This is a genomic window from Sorangium sp. So ce375, from assembly GCF_051473855.1.
Taxonomy (GTDB): domain Bacteria; phylum Myxococcota_A; class Polyangia; order Polyangiales; family Polyangiaceae; genus Sorangium.
This window is the reverse complement of the sequence record NZ_CP150335.1, coordinates 6,028,735-6,050,132: the sequence shown is the minus strand read 5'-3', so window position 1 is coordinate 6,050,132 and position 21,398 is coordinate 6,028,735. Positions and strand designations below refer to the sequence as shown.

At 73.3% G+C, this 21,398-nt stretch carries 17 protein-coding genes; 7 read left to right on the top strand and 10 right to left on the bottom strand.

Annotated elements, in window-relative coordinates:
- Positions 1-271 precede the first annotated feature (271 nt).
- Entirely contained in the window at positions 272-2,644 is a 2,373-nt protein-coding gene (locus WME90_RS22360) for a cyclic nucleotide-binding domain-containing protein (protein ID WP_437283202.1), read from the bottom strand.
- A gap of 518 nt (positions 2,645-3,162) precedes the next feature.
- Here WME90_RS22360 and WME90_RS22355 point away from each other — a divergent pair.
- Complete coding sequence (locus tag WME90_RS22355; RefSeq protein ID WP_437283201.1) at positions 3,163-3,981, top strand: hypothetical protein; 819 nt, start codon at positions 3,163-3,165, stop codon at positions 3,979-3,981.
- A 180-nt stretch (positions 3,982-4,161) separates the two neighbouring features.
- Here WME90_RS22355 and WME90_RS22350 read toward each other — a convergent pair whose 3' ends face one another.
- The gene (locus tag WME90_RS22350; RefSeq protein ID WP_437283200.1) at positions 4,162-7,410 is read right to left on the bottom strand and encodes a hypothetical protein; all 3,249 of its coding nucleotides are present in this window, start codon (positions 7,408-7,410) and stop codon (positions 4,162-4,164) included.
- A complete protein-coding gene (locus WME90_RS22345) occupies positions 7,407-8,708 on the bottom strand; it encodes a serine/threonine protein kinase (RefSeq protein ID WP_437283199.1) in 1,302 nt (433 codons plus the stop codon). The genes WME90_RS22350 and WME90_RS22345 overlap by 4 nt, the downstream gene beginning before the upstream one ends.
- A 323-nt stretch (positions 8,709-9,031) precedes the next feature.
- Here WME90_RS22345 and WME90_RS22340 point away from each other — a divergent pair, with 323 nt between their 5' ends.
- From WME90_RS22340 to WME90_RS22320, 5 genes are all read left to right on the top strand, one after another.
- Positions 9,032-9,625, top strand: coding sequence for a hypothetical protein (locus WME90_RS22340; RefSeq protein ID WP_437283198.1), 594 nt, complete (start codon positions 9,032-9,034; stop codon positions 9,623-9,625).
- Between the two features lie 97 nt (positions 9,626-9,722).
- Positions 9,723-9,956, top strand: coding sequence for a hypothetical protein (locus WME90_RS22335; protein WP_437283197.1), 234 nt, complete (start codon positions 9,723-9,725; stop codon positions 9,954-9,956).
- Positions 9,957-10,254: 298 nt separating this feature from the next.
- Positions 10,255-10,449, top strand: coding sequence for a hypothetical protein (locus tag WME90_RS22330; RefSeq protein WP_437283196.1), 195 nt, complete (start codon positions 10,255-10,257; stop codon positions 10,447-10,449).
- A gap of 277 nt (positions 10,450-10,726) precedes the next feature.
- Positions 10,727-11,428: a DUF2914 domain-containing protein gene (locus tag WME90_RS22325; protein WP_437283195.1), complete on the top strand. Its 702-nt coding sequence runs from the start codon at positions 10,727-10,729 to the stop codon at positions 11,426-11,428.
- Between the two features lie 9 nt (positions 11,429-11,437).
- The gene (locus WME90_RS22320) at positions 11,438-12,241 is read left to right on the top strand and encodes a hypothetical protein (protein WP_437283194.1); all 804 of its coding nucleotides are present in this window, start codon (positions 11,438-11,440) and stop codon (positions 12,239-12,241) included.
- Positions 12,242-12,295: 54 nt separating this feature from the next.
- On the opposite strand, the gene WME90_RS22315 is transcribed toward WME90_RS22320, so the two are convergent.
- The 6 genes from WME90_RS22315 to WME90_RS22290 all read right to left on the bottom strand — a co-directional run bounded on the left by WME90_RS22315 (position 12,296) and on the right by WME90_RS22290 (position 19,574).
- Positions 12,296-13,333, bottom strand: coding sequence for a hypothetical protein (locus WME90_RS22315; protein WP_437283193.1), 1,038 nt, complete (start codon positions 13,331-13,333; stop codon positions 12,296-12,298).
- Positions 13,333-14,373 carry a hypothetical protein gene (locus WME90_RS22310; protein WP_437283192.1) on the bottom strand — a complete coding sequence of 347 codons (1,041 nt, stop codon included), beginning with the start codon at positions 14,371-14,373 and terminating at the stop codon, positions 13,333-13,335. Before WME90_RS22310 ends, WME90_RS22315 begins: the two co-directional genes overlap by 1 nt.
- On the bottom strand, positions 14,370-15,806 hold the full coding sequence (locus WME90_RS22305) for a serine/threonine-protein kinase (protein ID WP_437283191.1): 1,437 nt from the start codon (positions 15,804-15,806) through the stop codon (positions 14,370-14,372). The genes WME90_RS22310 and WME90_RS22305 overlap by 4 nt, the downstream gene beginning before the upstream one ends.
- A 168-nt stretch (positions 15,807-15,974) precedes the next feature.
- Positions 15,975-16,832 (bottom strand): 1-acyl-sn-glycerol-3-phosphate acyltransferase, encoded by an 858-nt coding sequence (locus WME90_RS22300; RefSeq protein ID WP_437283190.1) that lies wholly within the window; start codon positions 16,830-16,832, stop codon positions 15,975-15,977.
- 235 nt (positions 16,833-17,067) lie between these two features.
- On the bottom strand, positions 17,068-17,934 hold the full coding sequence (locus WME90_RS22295; RefSeq protein ID WP_437283189.1) for a formylglycine-generating enzyme family protein: 867 nt from the start codon (positions 17,932-17,934) through the stop codon (positions 17,068-17,070).
- A 191-nt stretch (positions 17,935-18,125) separates the two neighbouring features.
- The gene (locus WME90_RS22290; RefSeq protein WP_437283188.1) at positions 18,126-19,574 is read right to left on the bottom strand and encodes a hypothetical protein; all 1,449 of its coding nucleotides are present in this window, start codon (positions 19,572-19,574) and stop codon (positions 18,126-18,128) included.
- Positions 19,575-19,707: 133 nt separating this feature from the next.
- Between WME90_RS22290 and WME90_RS22285 the strand changes: the two genes are divergently transcribed.
- On the top strand, positions 19,708-20,580 hold the full coding sequence (locus tag WME90_RS22285; protein WP_437283187.1) for an MBL fold metallo-hydrolase: 873 nt from the start codon (positions 19,708-19,710) through the stop codon (positions 20,578-20,580).
- Between the two features lie 45 nt (positions 20,581-20,625).
- On the opposite strand, the gene WME90_RS22280 is transcribed toward WME90_RS22285, so the two are convergent.
- Positions 20,626-21,363, bottom strand: coding sequence for a DUF192 domain-containing protein (locus tag WME90_RS22280; RefSeq protein WP_437283186.1), 738 nt, complete (start codon positions 21,361-21,363; stop codon positions 20,626-20,628).
- Positions 21,364-21,398: the final 35 nt, after the last annotated feature.

Genomic DNA, 21,398 nt, shown 5'->3' with positions numbered 1-21,398 from the left:
GAAAATTGTACCTGGGCGCAGAAGGCAAAGTCCAGGCCTCTCGCCCGCGCGCGGCGGGACGCGTGAAACGCGGTGGCAACGCGCCGCGCGCGGTTCCCGCGAGCGCGCCGGGCGCCGGGCGCAGCCGCCGGCGACGCACAAAGAAATGCTGCGCCTCGCAACTGTTTCATAGCGAGTGCGACCGGCGGCCGGTGATTCAGCGCGCGCGGCGCCTGTGGGTGTGTGGACCGCCGTGTGTGCGCCCGGGCGGCGCGCGCCGCGCCTCCCTCGCTCATCGGGGCACGCTCGTCGTTGCGATCGCGTGGAGCACGAGCAGCGCGACGGCCACGCCGAAGGTGATGATGTGCACCGGCAGGCCTGCGCGGAGCGCGCGGAGGAGCCCGCGCTGGGCCGGCAGCGCGCGCAGCTCCACGGCGATGCGGGTGAGCTCGGAGAGGCCGGCGAGCCGCTCTGCGCCGCGCCCCTCGAGGACCGCGTCGATGCGAGCGCGCAGCGCGCGCTCCTCCTCGGCCAGCCCGCGCCCCGAGGCGAGGAGCGCGAGCGGGCCGAGGGGGTTCCGCAGGTAGGGCACGAGGATCTTCTCGACGAGCTTCTTCACGAGGTCGCTGCGCCCGCTCACCGCGCGGTAGAAGCGGTCGAGGAGCTCCCGGCGGGCGGCGTCGAAGTCCTCGGGGAGCGCCGCGGTGCGCTCGATGCGCGCGAGGCGCCGCGGCGCGAGCCGGTAGGCGATCGCCGTGAAGCCGCCGGCCGCAGCGGTCGCCCAGAAGACCAGGTGCAGCGCGGCGCCGAGCGTCGGCCGGCCGGACCGCGGCCACGGCGCGTGCGCGAGCGCGAGGCCGGCCGTGACGAGGCCGATCGCGAGGTGCCCGGACAGGTGCGGCCGCAGCCGGCTCCGCACCGGCGCGGCGTCGCCGGCCTCCGCGGGCGCGCGGCGGTCGGCCTCCGCGGGCGCGCGGCGCACCCACAGCCAGCGCGCCGCGCGCTTCGGAACGGCGTACAGGAGCAGCAGCGCCATGCCCGCGGCAGCGGCGACGCCGGCCGCCCAGGCGGCGCCCTCCCCTGGGCGGGCACCGCCATCCGCCTGCGCGAGGAGCCCCGCCGCCCCGATCCCGACCGCGGCGAGCGCGCTCCCGGCGAGCAGCGCCGCATCGCTCCGCGGCGCGGCGGCCGCGCGCTCCTGCTCGCGCCGCGCCCCGCCGAGCAGGTCGCGCACGTCGGCGATCTCCTCCGCCGGGTTGATGCGGAAGATCGACCCCGTCGGGCAGGCCTTCACGCACGCGGGGCCGTCATGATCGCGGCAGAGATCGCACTTGACGGCGATGTCCGGGAATCCGGCGCCGCCCGGGCGCGGCGCGGACGCCGGGCGCGGCGCGATAGCGATGTTCTCCCACGGGCACGCCTTCGCGCAGGCGCCGCAGCCCGTGCAGAGCGCGTCCCGGATGAACACCTCACCTCCCGTGTCCTTGCCGATCGCCCCTGTCGGGCAATCGATCATGCAAGCCGGGCTCTCGCAGTGCTGGCAGGAGTTCGGCAGGAGCAGGCTCTGCGGCGCCTCCGGCCGAACGGCGTGCCCGCTTCCCTCCGCGACGCGCGCGAGCACCTTGTCCCCGCGGCGGACGAGCCGCGACACCCCGTGGACGTCGGCGCACGACCACGCGCAGTGGCCGCAGCGGGCGCACGTCTCCAGGTCGATGACCAGCAGCGAGCGCGCGACCTGCAGCCTGTAGAGGTCCCGGAAGACGTGCGCCGTGACGTGGCGCGCGTGGCCGGCGACGACCGCTTCCTGAACCGCTTGCTGCTCGCCGGCGATGCGCCGGAGCCGAGGGATCAGGTCCGGGTGCTTGCGCGCGAGGGCCGCGAACGCCTTCGATGGGACGGACAGGAGCGTGGCCGGGCCGCTCGCCACGGCGCTCGCGGCGCGGCTGCGGCCCTCGTCGAGCTCGACATCGCCGAAGAAATCGCCCCGGGTGAGGTAGGCGCGCACATGGATCCTGTCGCCGTCCTCGGTCTGGATCTGCACCATCCCCTCGGCGATGAGCCACAGCTCGGTCGCCGGATCCCCGGCGCGATAGACGGCTTGCCCGCGCTCGAAGCGCCGGTGGCCCACCGCGTCCAGGAGGATCTCGGTGTCTTCCGGATCGAGGTCGCGCGTGAAGGCGAGGGTGCCGAGGAGGTCGCGCGTCGCGCTCCTCCGCAGGGCGCGCTCGAGCCTCTGGGCGACCTCGGCCCCGCCGGAGCGGCCCGTGGCGCGGCGGAACAGGTGGACCGGGATCTCGGCGACCACGCTGGGCGCGAGCGCGACCGCGGTCGTCCGGCGCGGCGTGCCCACGACCGCCTCCTCGCCGAGGAGTTCGCCCTGGGCGGCGGCGCGTACCTCGGTATCGCGGTCGTCTCCGCGGCGTCTCGCGTGGAGGCCGATGCGCCCGGAGGCCACGACGAAGAAGGCATCACCCGCGTCGCCCGCGCGATAGACGACCTCGTCAGCAGCAAGTGTGAGGAGCCTTCCCGCCTCGGCGAGCTCGCGTCGGGCGCGCTCGTCGAGCCCCCGCAGCAAGGGGGCGTCGAAGACTCCTGGCGGCCATGTGTGGCTTTGTTGAAATTCTACGCCGCGCGCGCTGCCGTGCGTGTGGTCCGATGAGGGCATCAGCAGGGCTCCCGGTCGCCGCGCAAGGCCCGCGGCACCGCGGCCGCCGCGCCGATTTCGAGGCCCGCGCCGGCACGCGTCGCCAGCGTAGCAGGCGCGGCGGGAGGCCCCTGGGTCATAGCGCAGGACATCGTCGCTCCATACCACCTCGCATCCGCGGTCTCGAGGGACGACATGGTCTTACTTCATGATTAAAAAACGCCACAATACGCCAAATTACGCCAAATTACGCCAAATTACGCCACAAGACGCCACAAGACGCCAAACAACGCCAAGCCACGCCAGACACCGCCAAGCCACACCAGACACCGCCGGAGCACGCTAAAGAAACGATGGAGCACCCGAAAAAACCTTGACACCTAACCCGATTATAGGGAATATCCATCCTGCTAGACTCGGCATCTTGAGCGCCAGGGTTCGTTTCGGGGTTCAGCAAGAAATGACTAGCATCTGTTCCTGAGTGCACATGCAAGGTCATTCAAAATCTACGAGGTAATATGAGCAGGCGCACGACGAGTTTGGCTGTTGCATCCCTGGCCGCGGCATCGTTCATCACGCTTGGTTCGGCGTCCGCGAGCGCCAAGGACCACACGGACTGGGCCCTCGAGTACGTCGATCGCGCGACCGTCGACGTGTGGGGCTCCGACCCCTGCACGATCGACTGGACCGCCATGACGGGCAAGGTCAAGGCCGCGTGCTTCTTCACGCTGACGCTGGCGAAGTCGAAGGGATACACGGACCAGGATTTCCTCGCCATGTGGGGGATGAGGAGCCCCACGTCGAATTTCTATTTCGACCTGATCAACGCGAGCCCGCCGGTCGGCGCGGCCCCTCCCGAGCTCGAGACGTACTTCCGCCGCATCAACAGGGCGATTGACATCCAGAAGGGCGACATCTTCGCCGTCGGCGCCGTGATCGACCCTGGCCTCGATCCGGATAGCGAGGAAGATGATGTCGTGGTCTATGCTGGGCACACGATGATGATCACGGGCGCGCCGACGGTGATCAACCCGCAGGTCAATCCGCGCTACTCGGGGACGACGCAGTATGCGGTGCCGATCGTGGACTCGACAAACTCGTCGCACGGCTGCAACGCGGCGTACCCGGACAGCCGCTGGACGGGCACGTGCAACGACGGCCACATGACGGCGGGCGCCGGGACGGGCTTCATCCGCGTGTACGCCGACGCGCTGACGAACGTCCTGCTCGGCTACACGTGGAGCGTCACCTCGTCGACGACGAGCTACTACTCGCCCTCGAAGCGGCCGGCCCGGATTGGCAGGTTGTTCAAGCTGCCCGCGCCGCTCCCGACCGAGCCGCCGCCGCCCCCTCCCTGATCTCATGACACGTTCTTCCTGAGCGTGGCGAGCTGAGCTACCCAGCTCCCGTACAGCGAAGCCCTTACCCCGCAGGCCGGGGTAGGGGCTCGCCCCTTTTTGTCGGCCGTCATGTCGTGTCCCCTGGTTCGCCGGCCGGACCACCGCGCGCCCTCCAATCCGTCGCGGAGACCTCGGGTGTTATGGGATCTCCGCCTCGACCCGCGCGAGCTCGACGATCTCGAGGCGTCCGAGCATCGCGTCGGTCACAAGCGGGCCGGTCGGCCGCAGGCCGCGCCGCGCCTGCTCCCGCTCGTACGCGGCGAAGGCGCGGATCAGGAACGGGGGAAACGCCCGGAAGAGCAGCCTCGCCTCGGCCCGGAGCGGGCCGCGCCGCTGGCCCGTCGGGAGCTCGTAGGTGTACCGGATCGGCACGCCGGGCGGCACGGAGCGCGTATCGATGATCGCGTCCGGCCCCTTGACGACTCCGCGGCTCGCGTCCAGCGCGCCGACCGGAAAATACGTCTCCAGAAAGGCGTTCTGGCCTGCCAGGTTCGAGCCGCAAGCGCCGGTGTCCAGGTCGTAGTCGCCGTCCGCGAACCGATCGGCGTGGTGCAGCCCCTGGCCGGGCCCGGGCTGGCAGGTGCCGTCTGCGGCCACGACGCCGATGCACCGGACACAGCGCAGAAACCCGTTCTGAAAGTTGATGAGCCCCCGCCCCCGGAACGAGGTGCCGCCGAGCCGGGGAGGTGGGGTCCACAGGGGGACATCGGGCCCGTCGCGCACGTCCGCGCCGAACAACCCTCCTGGAGCGCCCGCCGGCGCGAACGGGTTGTTCGCCTCCGGATCGGTGGTCACCCGGGTGAACACCTTGTCTCTCAGATCCTCGTCGGCGCGGTCGATCCGGCCGACCTCGTAGACCACCCGCCCGTCTCCATCCCTCACCACGAGGTGAACCCAGAACTCGCGCTCCTGGCTGAAGCCGGCCGGCACCTTGTGCCCGGCGCCGACGTTCTCGATCTCGACCGGGATCTCGAGGCGATCCCCGGCGCGGCGCGCGGCGCCGAGCTCGAAGCGGAACGTGTGGCGGAGCAAGCTATCGCGGCGGCGGCGCGCGCCCGCCGGAATGCCGTGCACGTCGAGCGACGGCTCATCGATGAGCGCGTCGGGGAACTCGTCCGACAGCGGCACATCCACGCCGGAGAAGTAATGGGTCGCGACGTCCGCCGGAGCGGTGGAGTGATCCGCGATCCGGCCGCGCGGGCGCGCGCCCGGCCTTCGCGGTGCGAAGCGCGTGCCGGGCGGGCACTCGGGATCTCCCGCCGCCTGCGCGGCGCCCGCCGCCGGGGCCGCCTCGCAGACGCCCGGGTAGGTGCTCATGTGGCAGTCCTGGCAGGTCGCCGCAGGGCGGCCCGCGCGCTCTTCGGACCTCGCCCAGTCCGACCACTCGGTGTACGCGTTGCGAAGCCGCTTGAAGTGCTCGCCCCGCCCCGCGGCGAGGCTGTCGCTGCCGAAGAGGCGGACGTCGTGGCACGCCCCGCAGAACTCGCTCGAGCGCAGGTACGCTCTCGCGCTCGCCGACGGTCGGCCGTGCACGACGGGCTCGACCGCGCCAGCCGAGCCTGCCTGCTGGAGCCCGGCGCGCACGGCCGCGCCCTGACCCGGGGGGAGCAGCAGCTCCTCGGGGCGGAGGTCGTAGCCGCTGTTCGCGATCCCGAACAGGCCGCGGCCGTCCTCGGGGCGCGCAGGGAAGACGGCGCCCGTCACGAAGGATGTCCACGTGGGGTTGCCCTGGTACCCGGCGCGCCCGCGCGGGCCGACCGGGCCGTGCACCTGATGGCAGAAGCTGCAGGAGATCCCCTCCAGGCCGCGGCGGGTGAGCAGGTCGCGCACGGGGAGGCGCGCGCGGGCATCGCCGCCGGCGCGGCCGTCCCACGCGGGCATGGCGGCGTCGAGGTTCTCCGCCGGGCTGTGGCAGTTCACGCACCAGTGCTCGCCGCCCGAGCCGGTCACCACGACGCCGCTCCGCGCGTCGCGGCAGGCGCGCGCGGGATCGGCCTTGCGCAGGATGCCCGCGCCGTTCGGGCAGTCGACGGTGCGCCCGACCTGCTCCTCGATGAGGCTCTCCAGCGCATTGAAGAGCGGGCTCTTCACCGAGTGCGCCATCACCGAGCGGCGCCACTCCACGGCCTGGCGGCCGTGGCACGCCGCGCAGTCCTCCGCCGCCGTCCGCGCCTGGGCGAGCGGCGCGACCGGGGCGACGGCGACCGGGCGTGGCGCCGCCGGGCCGGGCGCGCCCCGCGAGAGCGCGAGCGCGGCCGACGCGATCAGCGCGCCGGCGCCGAGCGGCGCGAGCCGCCACAGCATCGCAGCGGGGCCGGCAGGCGCGGGCGGCGGGCGGCGGTCGCCTGCGGCGCCGGCAGGCGCGGGCGGCGGGGGGCGGTCGCCCGCGTCGGCCAGGCGCGCGCGCTCGCGCGGCGCCGGGCCGGTCCTCGCCGGGGCGGCCGCGCCCGCGCGGCGGGAGGTCCGGGCGGCGTGCGCCGGAAGCGCCGGCGTGCGCTCGTCGAGGAACCCGCTCAGCGCGTCCTCGATCTCCTCGGCACGGGGCGGTCGCTGCGTCGGGTCCGGATGGAGCAGCCGCAAGACGTAGCCCTGCAGGCCTGCGGGGAGCGAGGCCGCGACGCCCTCGATGAACGGCGGGGGCTCGCCGCGGGCGGCCTCGCCGAGCGCGTGCCGCAGCCCTGCGCCCGCGAACGGGTGCTCTCCCGCGAGCAGGCGGTAGAGCGCGAGCCCGAGCGCGTACCGGTTCGCGGCGCTGTCCCAGACCGCGCCGTCGGCCTGCGCGGGCGGCGTCCAGAGCGGCGGGATCTCCGAGGACACCCGCGCGCCCTCGCCGCGGGACGCCGTGACGGCGCCGCGGCTCGCCGACGCCCCGACGAGGGCGGCGACGAGCGCGCTCGCGGGCAGCGTCACGCGGCCCGCGTCGTCCACGAGGATCGCGTCCGGCGAGAGCGGACCGGGGAACAAGCTGGCCCGCTCGCACGCGGCGAGCGCACGGGCGACCGGGATGGCGAGAGCGAGCGCTTCCTTGAAGGGGACGGGCCCCCGCCGCGCGCGCATCCAGTCCGAGAGGGGCGCGCCCGCGAGCCTGCGCACGAGCCAGACGCGCGCGCCGTCCGGGTTCGCCGCGGCGCGGCGCTCGCCGTCGACCGGCGCGGTGACGCCGCCGTCGATGAAGCCGCCGACGCCGGCGCTGCCGAGCGACAGGAGGCGCGCCGCGACGGCCGCGGCCTCGGGCCCCCCCGGGGCGCCCTGGTCCGCCGCGCCGAGCCGCCACAGCTCTTCTGCTGCGCCGGCGCCCGCGCCGCAGCGCCATCGCGCGGCGCAGCCCACGGCCGGGAGGGGCGCGCCTTCCGTGTAACCCGCCTGCTCCGGCGACGTTCGCCTCACCGCGCCCCCTCCGGCGGGGCCGCCGTCGTGGCGCTGGCGGGCGGCTCCGGCGCGCCGTTCGTCGAGCGCAGCGCGCAGGTCCCGAGGCCCGCGAGCGCCGACAGCGTCACGATGATCGCGATCGCGAGCCTGGTCGGGACGTCGCGCGTCCGGTCGAGCTGCTCGACGAGCGCGATCGTGTCGGCGCGCGGCGCGCCAGCCCCGCCGATGACACGCGCGGCGCTCGGCGAGCTCGATCGGTCGTGGTCGGCGGCGCGCTCCGGCGCGCTCGCGCGGTCGTTGTCCCCTGGGCGCTCCGGCGAGCTCGCGCGGTCGTCCGTGCGGCGCGGCGAGCTCGCGCGGTCGTCCGTGCGGCGCGGCTCGCTCCCACGGTCGCGCGCCCCGGCGCGGTGCGGCGTGCTCGCGCGGCCGCGATCTCCGGTGCCGTGCGGCGCGCCCGCCGTCCCCGCGCGCTCCCCGCTCGCCGTGCGGAGCGGCGCGCTCGTCGCGGTCTGGAACGGCTCAAGCCGATCCACGACGTCCTGCGCGAGGTACGGCCGATCCTCGGGGGCCTTCTCGAGCAGCTGGAAGAGCAGCTGCTCGACGCCGCGCGGCAGGCCGCTCCGCACGTCGTCGCTGAGCGGCGGCGGCTCCGCCGTGCACTGCAGGTTGAGCAGCTCCCGCGGCGACGCCGACTGGAACGGCGGGCTGCCGGAGAGCGCCTCGTACAGGATGAGCCCGAGGCAGTAGAGATCCGAGCGGTGATCGATGGAGCGCGCGTCGATCTGCTCCGGGCTCATGTACTGCAGCGTGCCGACGCTCTGCGTGTTGGTCTGGTTCATCACCTCCACGACCTTGGCGATGCCGAAGTCCATCACCTTCACGCCGCCGTCCCGCTGCACCATGATGTTCTCGGGCTTGAGATCGCGGTGGATCACGGGCGGCTGCTGCCCGTGGGCCGCCGCGAGGGCGCTCGCCACGCTGGACGTGATCCGCACCGCTTCCGGCCAGGGGAGGCGCCCGGCGGCGCCAAGGACGGAGCGAAGCGTCTCGCCGTCCAGGTACTCGAGCACCATCACGAGCTCGCCGGAGGCCTCCATGCTGGCGAGGCTCCGGACAATGTTCGGGTGCTCGAGGTGCGCGAGGATCTGCATCTCGTTCAGGAAGAGCCGGCGTCCCTGCTCGCTCCTGGCGAGCTCCGGGCGGAGCACCTTCAGCGCGACGCGCCGGCGCGACAGGCGCTCCTCGCCCTCGTAGACCTTGCCCATCCCCCCCTCGCCGACGAGGCGTCGAACGAGGTACTCGCCGATCTGATCCATGCGCGCCGTCTCCTCTCCCTCTCCCTGGCCGGGGCGTCTCTTCTACGTGTGAGCAGGGCCGATGGCTTACACCCGAGCCCGCACCAGGATCGCCGCCGGGCCCCTCCGGCGAGCGCCCGCGCCGCCGGGGCTCCGCGTCGCGGCGAGCGCAGGGCAGCCCGAGGACGCGGAGCCCTCCCTGCGCCATCGCCCTGTGCCTCCGCGCTCCCTCAAGGTCCCCCGTTCGAGCGGATCGTCGTCCGAGGAGAGGATCGCGGTTCCGCGCCGCGCGCGGTATCGAAATCCTGCGTCCCGATGGAGGGCGCGGTGGTAGAACCGGTCCGATGCTCCCACGCCGGGTGTCGTTCGCTCGAGCAGCGATGATGGCGCTCGCGGCCTCGGCCTGCTCGCGGACCCCGGCGGAGCCGGAGCCGCCGCCGGCCGTCTCCAGCGCGCCGGTCGTCGCGCGGCTCGAGTGGGACGTCCCGGGGAGCTGGACCGCGCTCGACGTGCCGCGCGCTGACCCGCGCAAGGCGCTCTACAAGGTGCCGAGGGCGGCGAACGACAAGGAAGACGCCGAGGTGCAGGTCCTCTCGTTCGGTCTGGGGAGCAAGGGAGACGTCGACGCGCGCTTCGGCGAGTGGTTCGCGCAGTTCGACGGCGACGTGGGGGCGAAGGCCACGCGCGCGTCGTTCGAGGTGCGCGGGATGCGGGTCGAGCTTGTCGAGGTGGCCGGCACCTACAAGATCGCGATCGGGCCGCCGGCGGGCGCCCGCAAGCGGTCGCCCGTGGAGATGGTGAAGGACCACTACCGGCTCGTCGGCGCGGCGGTGAAAACGCCGGATCGCGGAAGCTGGTTCTTCAGGATGGTCGGCCCCGACGAGACCGTGCAGTCGGCGCGGTCGGCGTTCCGGAGCATGATCGAGTCCGCGCGGTGAGCGCTCGAGGGCGCCGAGGCTCTGCGCGGCCGTGCGCCCTGCGAGCGCGGCGAGCGGCGCTCGCGGGGCGCGCCGAGCACATGATACGTTGCGCGCCATGGACGACCGAAAGCGAGACGCGCGCACGCCGGCCGAGATCTTCCGTGTCGAGGCGGAGGCCGAGGCGGAGCAGAACCGGCTCTGCGAGGAGAGCAAGCACCAGCTCGCCAACCGCTGCCCGGAGTGCGGCAGCCTCGGTAGCATGGAGCCGGTCGACGGGCTCCTGCGCTGTGTCGACTGCGACGAGGTGGTGGCCGCAACCCGCCAGCTGCCCGGCTTCGGCCGCCGCTGAGCGCTGTCGTGGCGCCGCGCGATCTCCCGATGAAATCTCGATGAAATCCCAATAGATCCCCATGGACATGGAAACCGACGCCTGAGCCTCTGCCGGAGAGACTGCCGGAGAGAACCGGACAGAAATCACAAGTCGTGGCGCTTTCCGGATGATTTTGAGTCGAATCCGTGACTATTCTGGGAACATCGGCGTTCTCGCGCCCGGCTCGTTTTTCGCCCCAGACGCGGTGCATGGCAGTCCACGCAAGTCGGCCAGCCGGGGCGTGAACAGCAGGGCTGAAGTCTTGAAGGAGTTGGAGATGAAGCGGATCGCAGCGGAGAGCTCGGACCACTCGTCGCGGGAGACAAGCCAGGGATCCCGGGCGAGGACGGCACGAGGCGCGAGCGGAGGCCTGCTCATCCTGATGATCGAAGACAGCGCGATCACCAGCTTCGCTCCCACGCCAGAGGGCGAGTCGACAAACGGTCCGCGCCTGTCCCGTCCGAAGCACTGACCCGGGCGCCGCGAGGTGCCTTGCGGGCATGCGTGTCCACCGGAGCGACGCGCCCGCCGCAGCGCCTGTCTGCTGTACATCAGGAATTTCCTGATGGAATCTTCGAGCCGCGAGGTCCCGCAGCGCCCCGAACCCCGCGTCCGGTTCGCGGCGACGATGCCTCGTGATACCGGCGTGAGCCGCGGGGTCGCTGCCGCTGGGCTGCAGTTTTTTCGCCCCCTCCGCTGAATCGTGGCACCTCGTCGGTGTGGACACCCGGGGAACGACGCGGAAAACCATGGTGCTGGCGCTCGCCGCCGCCTTCGGCGGGGCGGCGCTCGGTTGCAGCGACTCGAGCGAGGCGATCGCGCGGATCGCCCGGGAAGAGCTCCCCGCGCTGAGCCGCGCGGCCGAGAAGAGGCCGGGCGACGGGGCTGACGGGCAGGCGAACGCAGCCGCGCCGGGCGAGGCCCGATCGAATGCGGCGGCCCGGGCCCCCGAGGAGGGCCGCGGCGACGCAGACCGCCTCGGCGGGGCGGAGGCGCCGCGCGCGGCCCGCGGCCCGGCACGAGAGCGTCGCCGCAGGTCGGGCTCGGCCCAGGAGGCGCGCACCGCGGGGGGCGCGGCCCAGGGCGGCGTCGCGGAAGAGGGCGCCGCTCGGGCGCCCGAGCTCCAGGTGGTGCGGCTCGTCGTCTCGAAGGGCATCTCCGGCCGCGAGCCGATCGATCAGGCGACCTCGTTCGCGAGCGCGGAGATCGACCGGCTCTACGCCTTCGTCGAGCTCTCGAACAAGGACCAGGCCACCTCGGAGATCAGCGTCGTCTTCACGCCGCCCGATGGGAGCGCGCCGCTGCGCATCCCCCTCGCGGTCGGCGCGCAGCGGCGCTTCCGCACGTGGGCAGCCACGCGGAAGGCGCGCGCGGCGGGGCTCTGGTCGGTGACGGTCAGCGACGCGGTGGGCAAGGAGCTCGCGCGCGCCTCGTTCACGATCACGAAGTAGGAGGCGCCGGTGGCTCGCAGTTCGCGTTCGCGCTCCTCCGCTCTCCAGCGCGCCAGCCGCGCTGCCGTCGTCATCCTCGCGCTGGCCGCGGGAGGCTGCGCCTCCCGGGTCGCGTCGGCGCCCGAGCTCGTCGGGACGCCACGCACGCCGGTGAACGTCCCCGCCCCCGGCGCGCACGTGGGGCTCGACTTCTGGGTGCCCGATGGCCCCGCGGCCAGGGTGCTGTCGCTGCAGGTCCAGGAGAGCGGCGAGGCCGAGCCCCCCGAGGCCGAGCCCCCCGCGCGCGCCCCGTCGTCGCCGTCGTCGGACGCGCCGTCCTCGGACGACGACGAGGAGCCCCGCTACGTGGTCCTGCCTGGCGTCGAGCTCGCGCCCGCCGTGGAGCAGAAGGTCGCGGAGCTCGCCAGCGCCTACTTCCGGCGGACAGGAAAGGAGCTCGTGGTCACGAGCGGCACGCGCGATCCCGCGCGGCAGGCCGAGGCGATGCACGGGCTCTTCCAGCACGGCGCCGATGTCCTCGGCCTCTACAAGGACAAGACGGCGGCGCGCGAGATCAAGAGCGCTTACGAGGAGGGGCTCTCGGCCGAGCACTCGCAGGAGGCCACGATCGCGGCCCTCGAGCGGGTGATCCGCGCACAAATCGATCGCGGGGTGTTCATCTCGGCGCACCTCCGGGAGGGCGCCGTCGACATCCGGAACCGGGACATGACGCCCGCCGAGAAGCGCGCCTTCCTCGAGGGCGTCGACGAGGTCGGGGGCGTGTTCGCGCTCGAGGAGTCGCGGCCGCCCCACTACCATCTGCAGATCGATTGAGCCGAGGGGGCCCAGCGGTCCGGGCGACGCGTCCGTCAGACCGGCGGCCGCGCGTCACTCGTCGTTGAACCTGACGATCTCCCCCGAATCGGTGTTCGTCCAGTAAACGCCCGTCCCGTCCGCGGCGATGCCCGACGGGCCCCCTTGATTTGCCGCGATCAAATCCAGCGTGCCGGCGCCGTCCTTGCGGATCCGGTAGACGCTCTCTGACGCCTTGACGGTGATGTAAAGGTAGTCGCCATACGCGGCGATCCCCGTCGGAGGGCTCGGTAGCCCATCGTCGGCGAGGGGCGCCGCGACGTCTCCGTCCGATCCGCTCCGCGAATACCGCATGACGTTGTTTCCGGTGAGCCAGTAGAGGTTGGCCTCGTCCAGCACGAGCGGCCCCGGCGGTTCGGGGACCGAGAGGAGCTCCTTCTCGGGGGCATCACCGCTCGTGTCGATGACCGAGATCGTCATATTCTCGGGATTGGTCCAGTAGACGAGGGTGCCGTCGGTCGCGACGCCGAGCGGCTTGCCGCCCTGCGTCAGATTCGTTCGATTGCCGCCTCGCTTGGGCACCCAGGTGATGCGGTTCGCGCCCGGCCGAGCGCTGTAGACGTTGTCGGCGCTCAGCGCGATCGCCAATGCGGCGCCGCAGCTAGCCCACAGCGATTCCCCGCCAGCAGCGGGAACCGGCGCTGCTTTCGGTAGCTTCCACAGCTTGTCTCTATCACCCCCCGCGTCGGAGTCGCAGGGCCCTTCGAAGTCGGCGTCGGAGCTCGACCAGTAGATGTGCGTCGCGTCCAGCGCGATCGCGTCGGGCACCTCGCTGGAAGGCGCGAGCAGATCGGTGACCGCCCAGTCATCCTTGATCTGCCTCCGGAGCGCGCCGCCCGTGGAGCTCCCCTGGGTCCCGTCACTCCGCCCGTTGATCCAGTAGATCGCCTCGTCGTCGAGCGCGATGGCGCGAGGCTCCGCCTGGTTCTCGGCGAGCGTCATCAGCTGGAGCACCTGGCGATCCTCGAGCCCCGCGATCTTCGCGCAGCCGGTGAGGCCCGGCGCGAGCGCGGCGAGCGCCAGCGTCACGGCAGAGCACGTCGAGCTTCGCATCACCACTGGCCTCCGAGCACCACGCGCCCCCCATCCGAAGCGACGCTTGGCGAGACCCACACGCGCTCGACCGCGGCAGCGTTCTCGGGCGAACGAGGGGACATCAGCACCATCGCGACGCCAGCCCCGAGGCACAGAAGCCCGGCGCCGAGCGCGATGTTCGAGACCATCGCGGTCGTATGGGCGCTCTCGTTCGCCTCGACGTCCGCGCGGCTGCAGCGGAAGCTGCCGCTGCACCCCTCCTCGACATCCCCCGCTTTCTGAATCGTCATCACCCCGAACACCGCTCCCACGCCGATCCCGGCGATGCCGACGCCGCCAGCGACGAAGCCGAGCGTCCGCATCGGGTTGCCGGCCGCCTCGGGCTTTGCGGCCTCCGGACGGGTCGGCGGCGGGCGCGGCGGGGCAGGGGGAGCCGCCTTCGCCGCCGGAACGGCGACGTCCGCGAGCGGCGGGACGGTCACCCGCGTGGTGCTGGGTCCGGGGTCGAGCGTCACCCGCTGCGACCAGGGCTGCTTGCCGGCTGCCTTGGCCTCGATGGTGGCCGTCCCCGGATCCACGGGGATGCCCGAGCCAGCGGCCGCGGCGGCGCTCAGCTCCTTGCCGTTCAGCAGGATCACCATCCCCGGCGCCGTCTGCGTCGCCTGCGTCGCGTCCAAAACGAGACGCGTCAGCCTGGCCTCCAGCTCGGACGCGCGCTTGGCCGCGAACTGGGCGCGATCCTGTTGCCCGGCGCTCGCCGCGAGCGCGGACGCCTCCGTGAACTCGGCCCACGCGCTGGCCGTCTTGCCCTCCTTTTCGTGGCAGACCGCCAGGTTCAGCAGCGTGCCCACCGTGGGATCCACGCGCTGGCTCTCCGCGAGCTTGGGGCACGCCTCCTGGAGCTTGCCCTCGTCCATGAGCTTCTTGCCGTCCTGGAACAACCCCTCGGCGAGCGCCTTGTCCGCCGCGGTCGGCTGGGCCAGGAGCGGAGAGGTCAGGCTGGTCCCGCAGAGCAGCGCGAGCCATGCGCCCGCGTGTCGCGCTCGTAACGATCTCAATGGCGGCTCCTCAGCATATCGTCCTCGCTGATCGACCTCGGCGGTCTCGGCGGGTGGCCTGGCTTCTGCGGCGCTCCGGCGGCGGTCGCCGTCGGGCGCGCGCCTGTCGCGGCGCTGGCCGCGGGGGCCGCGCTCGGCGCAGGAGGCGGCGCCGCCGGGCTCGATGCGTCCGTCGTGGCGCTGGCCGCCACGGCCGGCGCTGCGACAGGCGCGCTCGTCGCCGCTGCGGGCGATCCGGAGCCGAGGGCGTCGCCTTCGGCGCGCTCGGGCGCGTGCGACGCGGCGGCGCTCGGCGCTCCCGGCGCCACGCGCACGGTGGCGAGCAGCCACACGACCCCCCCGGCCACGCCGGTGAGCAGCGCGGCCACACCCGCGGCGACGAGCAGCCGCCGCCGCGAGCGACGCCGGTTGCTCGTGTGCGACCATGACGCGCCGGACAGCCTGTCGCTGTCCTCGGCCGCCCTCGAGTTGAGCAGCGTCTGTCCGGCCGGCGACGCCGCGCCGATCGCGCTCTGGATCCGCGAGGTCGAGAGCTTCGCGAAGCTCGATCCGAGCGGCTCGAGGGCCTGCGCGAGCTTGCCGACGTTGGTGTACCGCTCGCTCACGTCGCGCTCCAGGCAGCGCGAGACGATCCGTTCCAGGGTGGCGGGCGCGTCGCTGCGCTTGTCGCGCAGCCGCGGCACCGGCTGGTGCAGGATGTTCGCCATCACCGCGGCGACCGTCTCGCCCTGGAACGGCGGCTCGCCCGTCACCAGCGTGTAGAGCAGCACGCCGAACGACCAGACGTCGGCGCGCCCGTCGACGGTCCTCGGCGCCATCATCTGCTCGGGCGACATGTACCCGGGCGAGCCCATCACCTGCTTCGTCGACGTGAGGCCCGGCTCCGCGGGCGAGTCGAGGCCTTGCCCCTTCGAGATGCCGAAATCGAGGACCTTGATGTGCCGTGTGCCGTCCGCGTGCTCGGCGAGGAACAGATTCGAAGGCTTGATGTCCCGGTGGACGACGCCGGCCGCGTGCGCCTCGGCCACCGCCTCGAGGGCCTGCAGTACGTAGTCGACCGCGTCCTGGATGGGCAGCGGACCGTGGGTATCGATGACCTGCTGGAGATCGAGCCCGGTCAGGAACTCCATCACCATGAAGGGCACGCCGGTCTCGGTGGTGCCGACGTCGAACACGCGCGCGACGTGCTCGCCCGAGAGGCGCGCCGCCGTCCGCGCCTCCCGCAGGAAGCGCGTGACGGCCTCCTGGTTCGACAGGGCGTCCTGGCGCAGGATCTTGATGGCGACCTTCTGGTCGAGATCCTCGTTGCGCGCCGCGAGCACGACGCCCATTCCGCCGATGGCCACGACCCGCTCGACGCGGTACTTGGCTGCGATGAGCTCTCCCGGCTGGGCCAGCGGTGCGAGGAGCTGCGCGGTGCGGTCGGGGGTCACGGCGGCCGCTCAAGCCTACATGAACGGACTCGGTTTTCCGAGAGCCGCGCGAGGCCCAGCGCCCTTTGTCGCGCGCCGGCTGATTTCGGCGCGGCGCGGGCGCTGTCCGCTCGGGCCACGGGCGCTCTCGGGACGCCACAGCGCCGCCATTCTCCAGCGGTCCGCCCGTCAACCGCGCGGAAATAGACCGTGCCTGCCCGCCGCCCGGAGCTCGTCCAGCCCTGCCTCCATGCGCGCGACGATCCGCGCGAATGCGCGCTCGACCTCGTCCGGATCGCTCGCGGCCTCCCTCGGGAGCCCGAGGTGCAGCGGGCGGAGCACCCGTGTGTGGATCTTCACCGGCAGGGGCACATGGGGGATCGGGACGCCGGCGATGAGCCCCCACGGCAAGGCGAGGCCGAGCGGCGCGACGTTCGAGCGCGCGAGCTCGGGGAGGCGGAGCCACCTGGCCAGCCTGCTCCCGTCCGTGGCGATGTAGAGCGATTGGTGCGCGCCCACGCTCACGATCGGCACGATCGGCACGCCCTCGCGGATGGCGAGCCGGACGAAGCCGCGGCGCTTGCCGAAGCGGATCGTGTACTGCGCCGAGGTGGGCTTGCACGCGTCGAGATCGCCGCCGGGGAACACAAGCACCGCCGCGCCGCGGGCGAGCGCTCGCCGCGCGTTCTCCGGGCTCGCGGCGATGGCGCCGCAGGCGTTGAGCCAGACGCCGGCCTTCGGGACGTTGAACGGGAGATCGTGCATCAGCCCGTAGGACAGGCGAGAGGGCCCATAAAGGCGCCAGAACGCCGTCATGTGGCAGTACATATCGGGCATTCCCGTCATCGCGTTGTGATTGCTCACGGCGAGGAAGGGGCCGTCGGGCAGCTGCTCTTCGAGCTCGGTCTCGCAGCGGAAGTACTCGTCGTAGAGGAAGCCGAGCAGCGGGAGCACCCGGGCGATGAACGCGGGGTCGCGCGCGTCGAGATCGTCCGGGCGGGCGCGCCCGCGGCCCTTGAGGGCGAACGCCGCGATCGCGTCCTTCACGAGGTCGAGGCTGGGGCGAGGCTCTCTCGGTAGGGTCAGCACCGTTCACGGTGCCCTAGCGTGCAGCGCAACCGAGGGGAAGCGGTTCGTTCAGGGCGCCTGTCGCGAGGCGCCGGCGCGGGGCCGCGATCGCGCCCGCGACCGGCGGCGCGCCGCCTCCGCTCGCGCCGAGCGCCCCCGGGCGCCGCGCCCTCGAGCTGCTCTCGCGTGGACCGCAGCGTCGCCGCCGGGTCGCTCACTCGACGTCGCGGCAGCACCGGAAGCCGGTCTCGTAGTAGCGGAACCCGTCCCCGTGCGCCGGGTTCGTGGAGCCGCACCGCGGCTTCGCGCCGCCGAAGCAGCCGGACCAGTAACAGCCCTTGAGGACGTGGGGATTCTCGTTGACGTGGTATTGGGTGCGCACCACCCACTCCTCGACGTTCCCTGTCATGTCGTGGACGCCGAACGCGCTGGCGCAGCCCCGCCGCGAGCCGCTCGGCTCGCCCTGGTACAGCGCCCGAACCTCGGCCAGCGCCTCGTCGGAAGGCCAGGTGTTGAGCGCGCCCTCGTCGGGCGCTCTCCACGTCTTGTTGTCGTTGCAGCGCTCCGCTTCGTGGGTGTTCCCGTACGGATAGACGAACGCCTCGGAGCCCTGGCACGCCGTGTCCCACTCGTCCTCGGTGCAGAGGCGCTTTCCGCGCTCCTCGCACCAGGCGCGCGCCGAGATGGCGCTCTCCATCACGAGCGGCAGGGCTCCTTCCACGTTCGGCGCCTCGAAGCGATCGATGCAGTATCCCTCGACCTCTGCCATGTCGAGCGGGCAGGGCGCCGTGTCGAGGGGGAAGTCCTGCTCGTCGGTCCCGCCGCTGCCCCCGGCGCCGTTTTCTCCAGCGTCGTTTTCTCCGGCGCCGCCTCCTCCGGGACTCCCACCTTCCCCTGCGCTACCGCTGCCAGTCGTCGTCACGGGGGCCGACGAGGGCGACGGCGCCGCTGCGGCCCCTCCGCCGCCCGAGGAATCGTCCATGCCGGAGCCGAGGCCGCCGTTGCATGCCGCGCTGAGCAGCGCCACGAGCCCGAGCGGCGAGGTGATCCGAGCGGCGAGCGCGAGAGCTCCAGGGCGCATTGCGGGCTCCTCATCGCTCAAGGTGCCAGAGCGGCGGCCGCGCGTCGAGCGCGCGCGCCGCGCTCCCCCTGCTCCGCGGTGTGGTTCATCGCATCGGATCGTCCTCGACACCGACCTTCGTCCGCCGCCTTCCTCCCTCATCGACCCTCTCGGTGCTCGGACGGAGTCCACCCGCAGGGGGCAGCACCATGCTAGAGGCGGAGCTTGCAGCGGAGGATCGCGCTCGGGGTCACGCGCGCGGCGGTCAGCCGGCTCGCGCGCGCGTCGACGTGGACCTGGACCGCCACCGAGCCCGCGAGCGCGCGGCTCACCAGGTCGCGCGCGAGCAGCCCCACGGGGCCGGTCAGGTGCGACATGGCGGCAGAGCCGGCCAGGAGCGAGCAGGGGATGGATCCAGATAGATCCATCGCGATCGCGGCGTCCGCGCCGTTGCGCTCGATCGCTCCCGTTCCTTTGAGCTTCAGCGCGCCGGCGGCGACCTCCACGCCGCTGAGCGCGACCCGCTGGCGGTCCGCCGGGATGCGCGCGTCGGCCTTGATGGTGGTGGTGCTGCCGAAGAGGAGCCCGTCGAGCTCCTTGGGGTGGGGCAGGGTGAAGCCCTTCACCGTGAGCGCGATCGGACCTTCGAACGGGGCCTCGGACAGGGCGGTCCGGTCCGCCCCGTCCGCGAGCCGCAGCTCGAGCGTTCCGGCGACGACCATCGTCGAGGCGCCGACGTCGACGCCGAGGAGCGCACCCACGGCGGAGAGCGGCGTCGGCGCGAGCTCGATCGAGGCGCTCGGCGCGGGTCGCGGCCGGAGCTCGGCCCTGAGCGGCGCGGAGAGGACGTCCTCGGCGCCGAAGCCCAGGGAGACGGACGCCGCGCCCATCGACCAGGCGACATCGGTGCGCGCGATCTCTCTGCCGGCGACGAGCACGCGCGCCTGCTTCAAGACACCGACCTCCGGTCGCGGCGCGCCGGGCGGGGCGGCGGCCCCCTCCGAGCCGGCCGCGCGCCGCTCGAGGGAGCCGTCGGCCAGCGCGAGCACCTCCGGGCCGCCGTCGCGATCCCGCAGACCCAGGCGGATGCGGCCGGTGGTGAGCGGCAGCGCCGCCGCGCGCGGGCCGTACTGCGCGGCCCACGCGGGCAAGTCCTCCAGGGCGTCCATCCCGACGAGGGTGAGCTCGACGCCTTCCGTCGCGATCCGCGCGGGCGAGAGCCCGCGCAGCTCGATGGTGGCGCGCGCGACCGTGCCCGAGAGCCCGCGCACCCCGAGGAGGGAGAAGCGGCCGTCGCGCAGGCGGACCGAGCCGAGGCTCACGTCGACCGCGCCAGGATCCAGCGCGACGCCGCGCGCGCGGGCCTCGGCGATGATGCGCCGGCGGATCGCGGGCGGACCGAGCACGAGGAGCGCGGCGACGGCGGCCGCGACGACGGCGACGACCACGAGCGCCGCGATCACGGCGCGGCGGCGGCGGCGCTTGCCGCGCGCGGCGCGGAGGGCGCCGCCGCTCTCGCCAGGGGCTGGGGGGGCACCGCCGCTCTCGCCAGGGGCGCGGAGGGCGCCGCCGCTCTCGCCAGGGGCGCGCGGGGCGGCGAGCGGCACCTCCGCGTCGGCGTCGGGGGAGGGGGCAGAGGCAGGGCGGGGGGAGGGCGCCACGAAGTGGAATCCCCTGTAGCGTCGTTCGAGCGCCGTCGCGAGCGCTTCGCGCCGCTCGGCGCGCTTGCAGCCGAGCCCTCGCCTGCGCTACGGGTCCCAGAGCCGCCTGGTTTCCGGTCCCCGGAGCCCCGTTATGAAGATCACCATCATCGCGAGCGGGAGCGGAGGCAACGCCACGCTGTTCGCTTCCCGCGGCACGCGGGTCCTCGTGGACGCGGGCGTCGGGCCGCGGGTGCTCGATCACTGCCTCTCGGCGGCGGCCGCGGATGGCGCGGACGGCGCGGACGGCGCGAACGTCAGATTGCTGCCCGATGCGATCGTCATCACGCACGCGCACGCGGATCACGTCGGCGTGGCCGCCCGGTACAACAAGAAGCACAAGATCCCGATCTACGCCTCGGAGGCGACCGTGCGCGCCGCCGAGCTCGGTGATCCGGCGCGCGTCCGGCCCTTCTCGTCGCGCGAGCCGTTCGCGATCGGCGCGCTCACCTTCTCGCCGAGGCCGCTGCCGCACGACGCGGCGCAGGTCGCGCTCGTCGTCGACGACGGCGCGCGTCGGGCCGCGCTCGTGACGGATCTCGGGGAGGTCCCGCCCGGGCTCCTGGAGCACGTCGCCGGCTGCGATGTGCTGATGCTCGAGTCGAACTACGACGCGGGCCTGCTCGAGGCCGGGCCGTACCCGCAGCACCTCAAGCGCAGGATCCGCTCGGCGCGGGGCCACCTGTCGAACGCGCAGGCGTGCGAGCTGCTCGCGGCGCTGCCCGGCGGCACGCACACGGTCGCGCTGATGCACCTCTCCGAGGTCAACAACCGCCCGGAGCTCGCGCTCGACGCCGCCCGCGACGTGCTCCTCGGCCGGCGCACGCGCCTCGTCGCCGCGCCGCCTCGGGGGCCGCTCGTGCTCGACGCGGCGGCGGCGCCCCCGGCCCCCCCGCCCGGCGCGCCGCGCTCCTCGCTCGGCCAGCCGGCTCCCCCGCGACAGCTCGGCCTCTTTTCGGGGATTTAGATCGGCGCTCCGGCCGCGGGGCCGTCGCCTGGCCGTGCGCTCGCGTCAGATCCCCTCGAGCCGCACCTTCTGGCCCGCGACGACGCCGTGGCGCCGCGCCCAGCCGGCGTTCAGCTCGAGGACGTACGTCGACGGACAGCCGACGTCGAAGGTCGAGTCATTGAGCGTCGGTGTGTTCTCCTCGATACCGACGATCGTCCCGTCGCTGTCGATGAACAGCATGTCGAGCGGGATGCACGTGTTGTGCATCCAGAACGAGTGATTGATCCGCTCCTGGAAGACGAAGATCATCCCGCGGTTCTCCGCCATGCTCGTCCTGTACATGAGGCCGCGGGAGCGCTCTTGCTCCCTCCTGGCGATCTCGACCGTGACGTCGGGGGCCTTGGCCTCGAGGAAGATCACCTTGCCCGACGCGAGCTGGAACGGGCCGGTCGGGTCCTCGGGGCACGCCGGATCCGGGCCGGTGAGCTTCGGGGACGGTCGCTCCGGCGTCGTCGGCGTCGCCTGGATGCAGCGGCCGGCGTCTGGCGTCCTGGTCGAGGGGGGCGGCGTCCCGGTCGCGGGGGGCGGCGCGCTCTGGCCCACGTCGGTGCTCGGCGTGAGCGGGAGCGGCTCATCGACGCGGCGCTCACACGCGCCCAGGGCGATCCCGAGCAGGAGCGCGCCCAGGGCGGGAGCGAGCGGGGCGAGCGAGGCGGGGATGGCGAGGGAGGCGGACGTGGCGGACGTGGCGGACGTGGCGGACGTGAACGGACGGGTCGCGAGGGCGCAACGCGAGCTCATGCCGCTTCCTACCACAGCGACGCTCGTCCTTGACC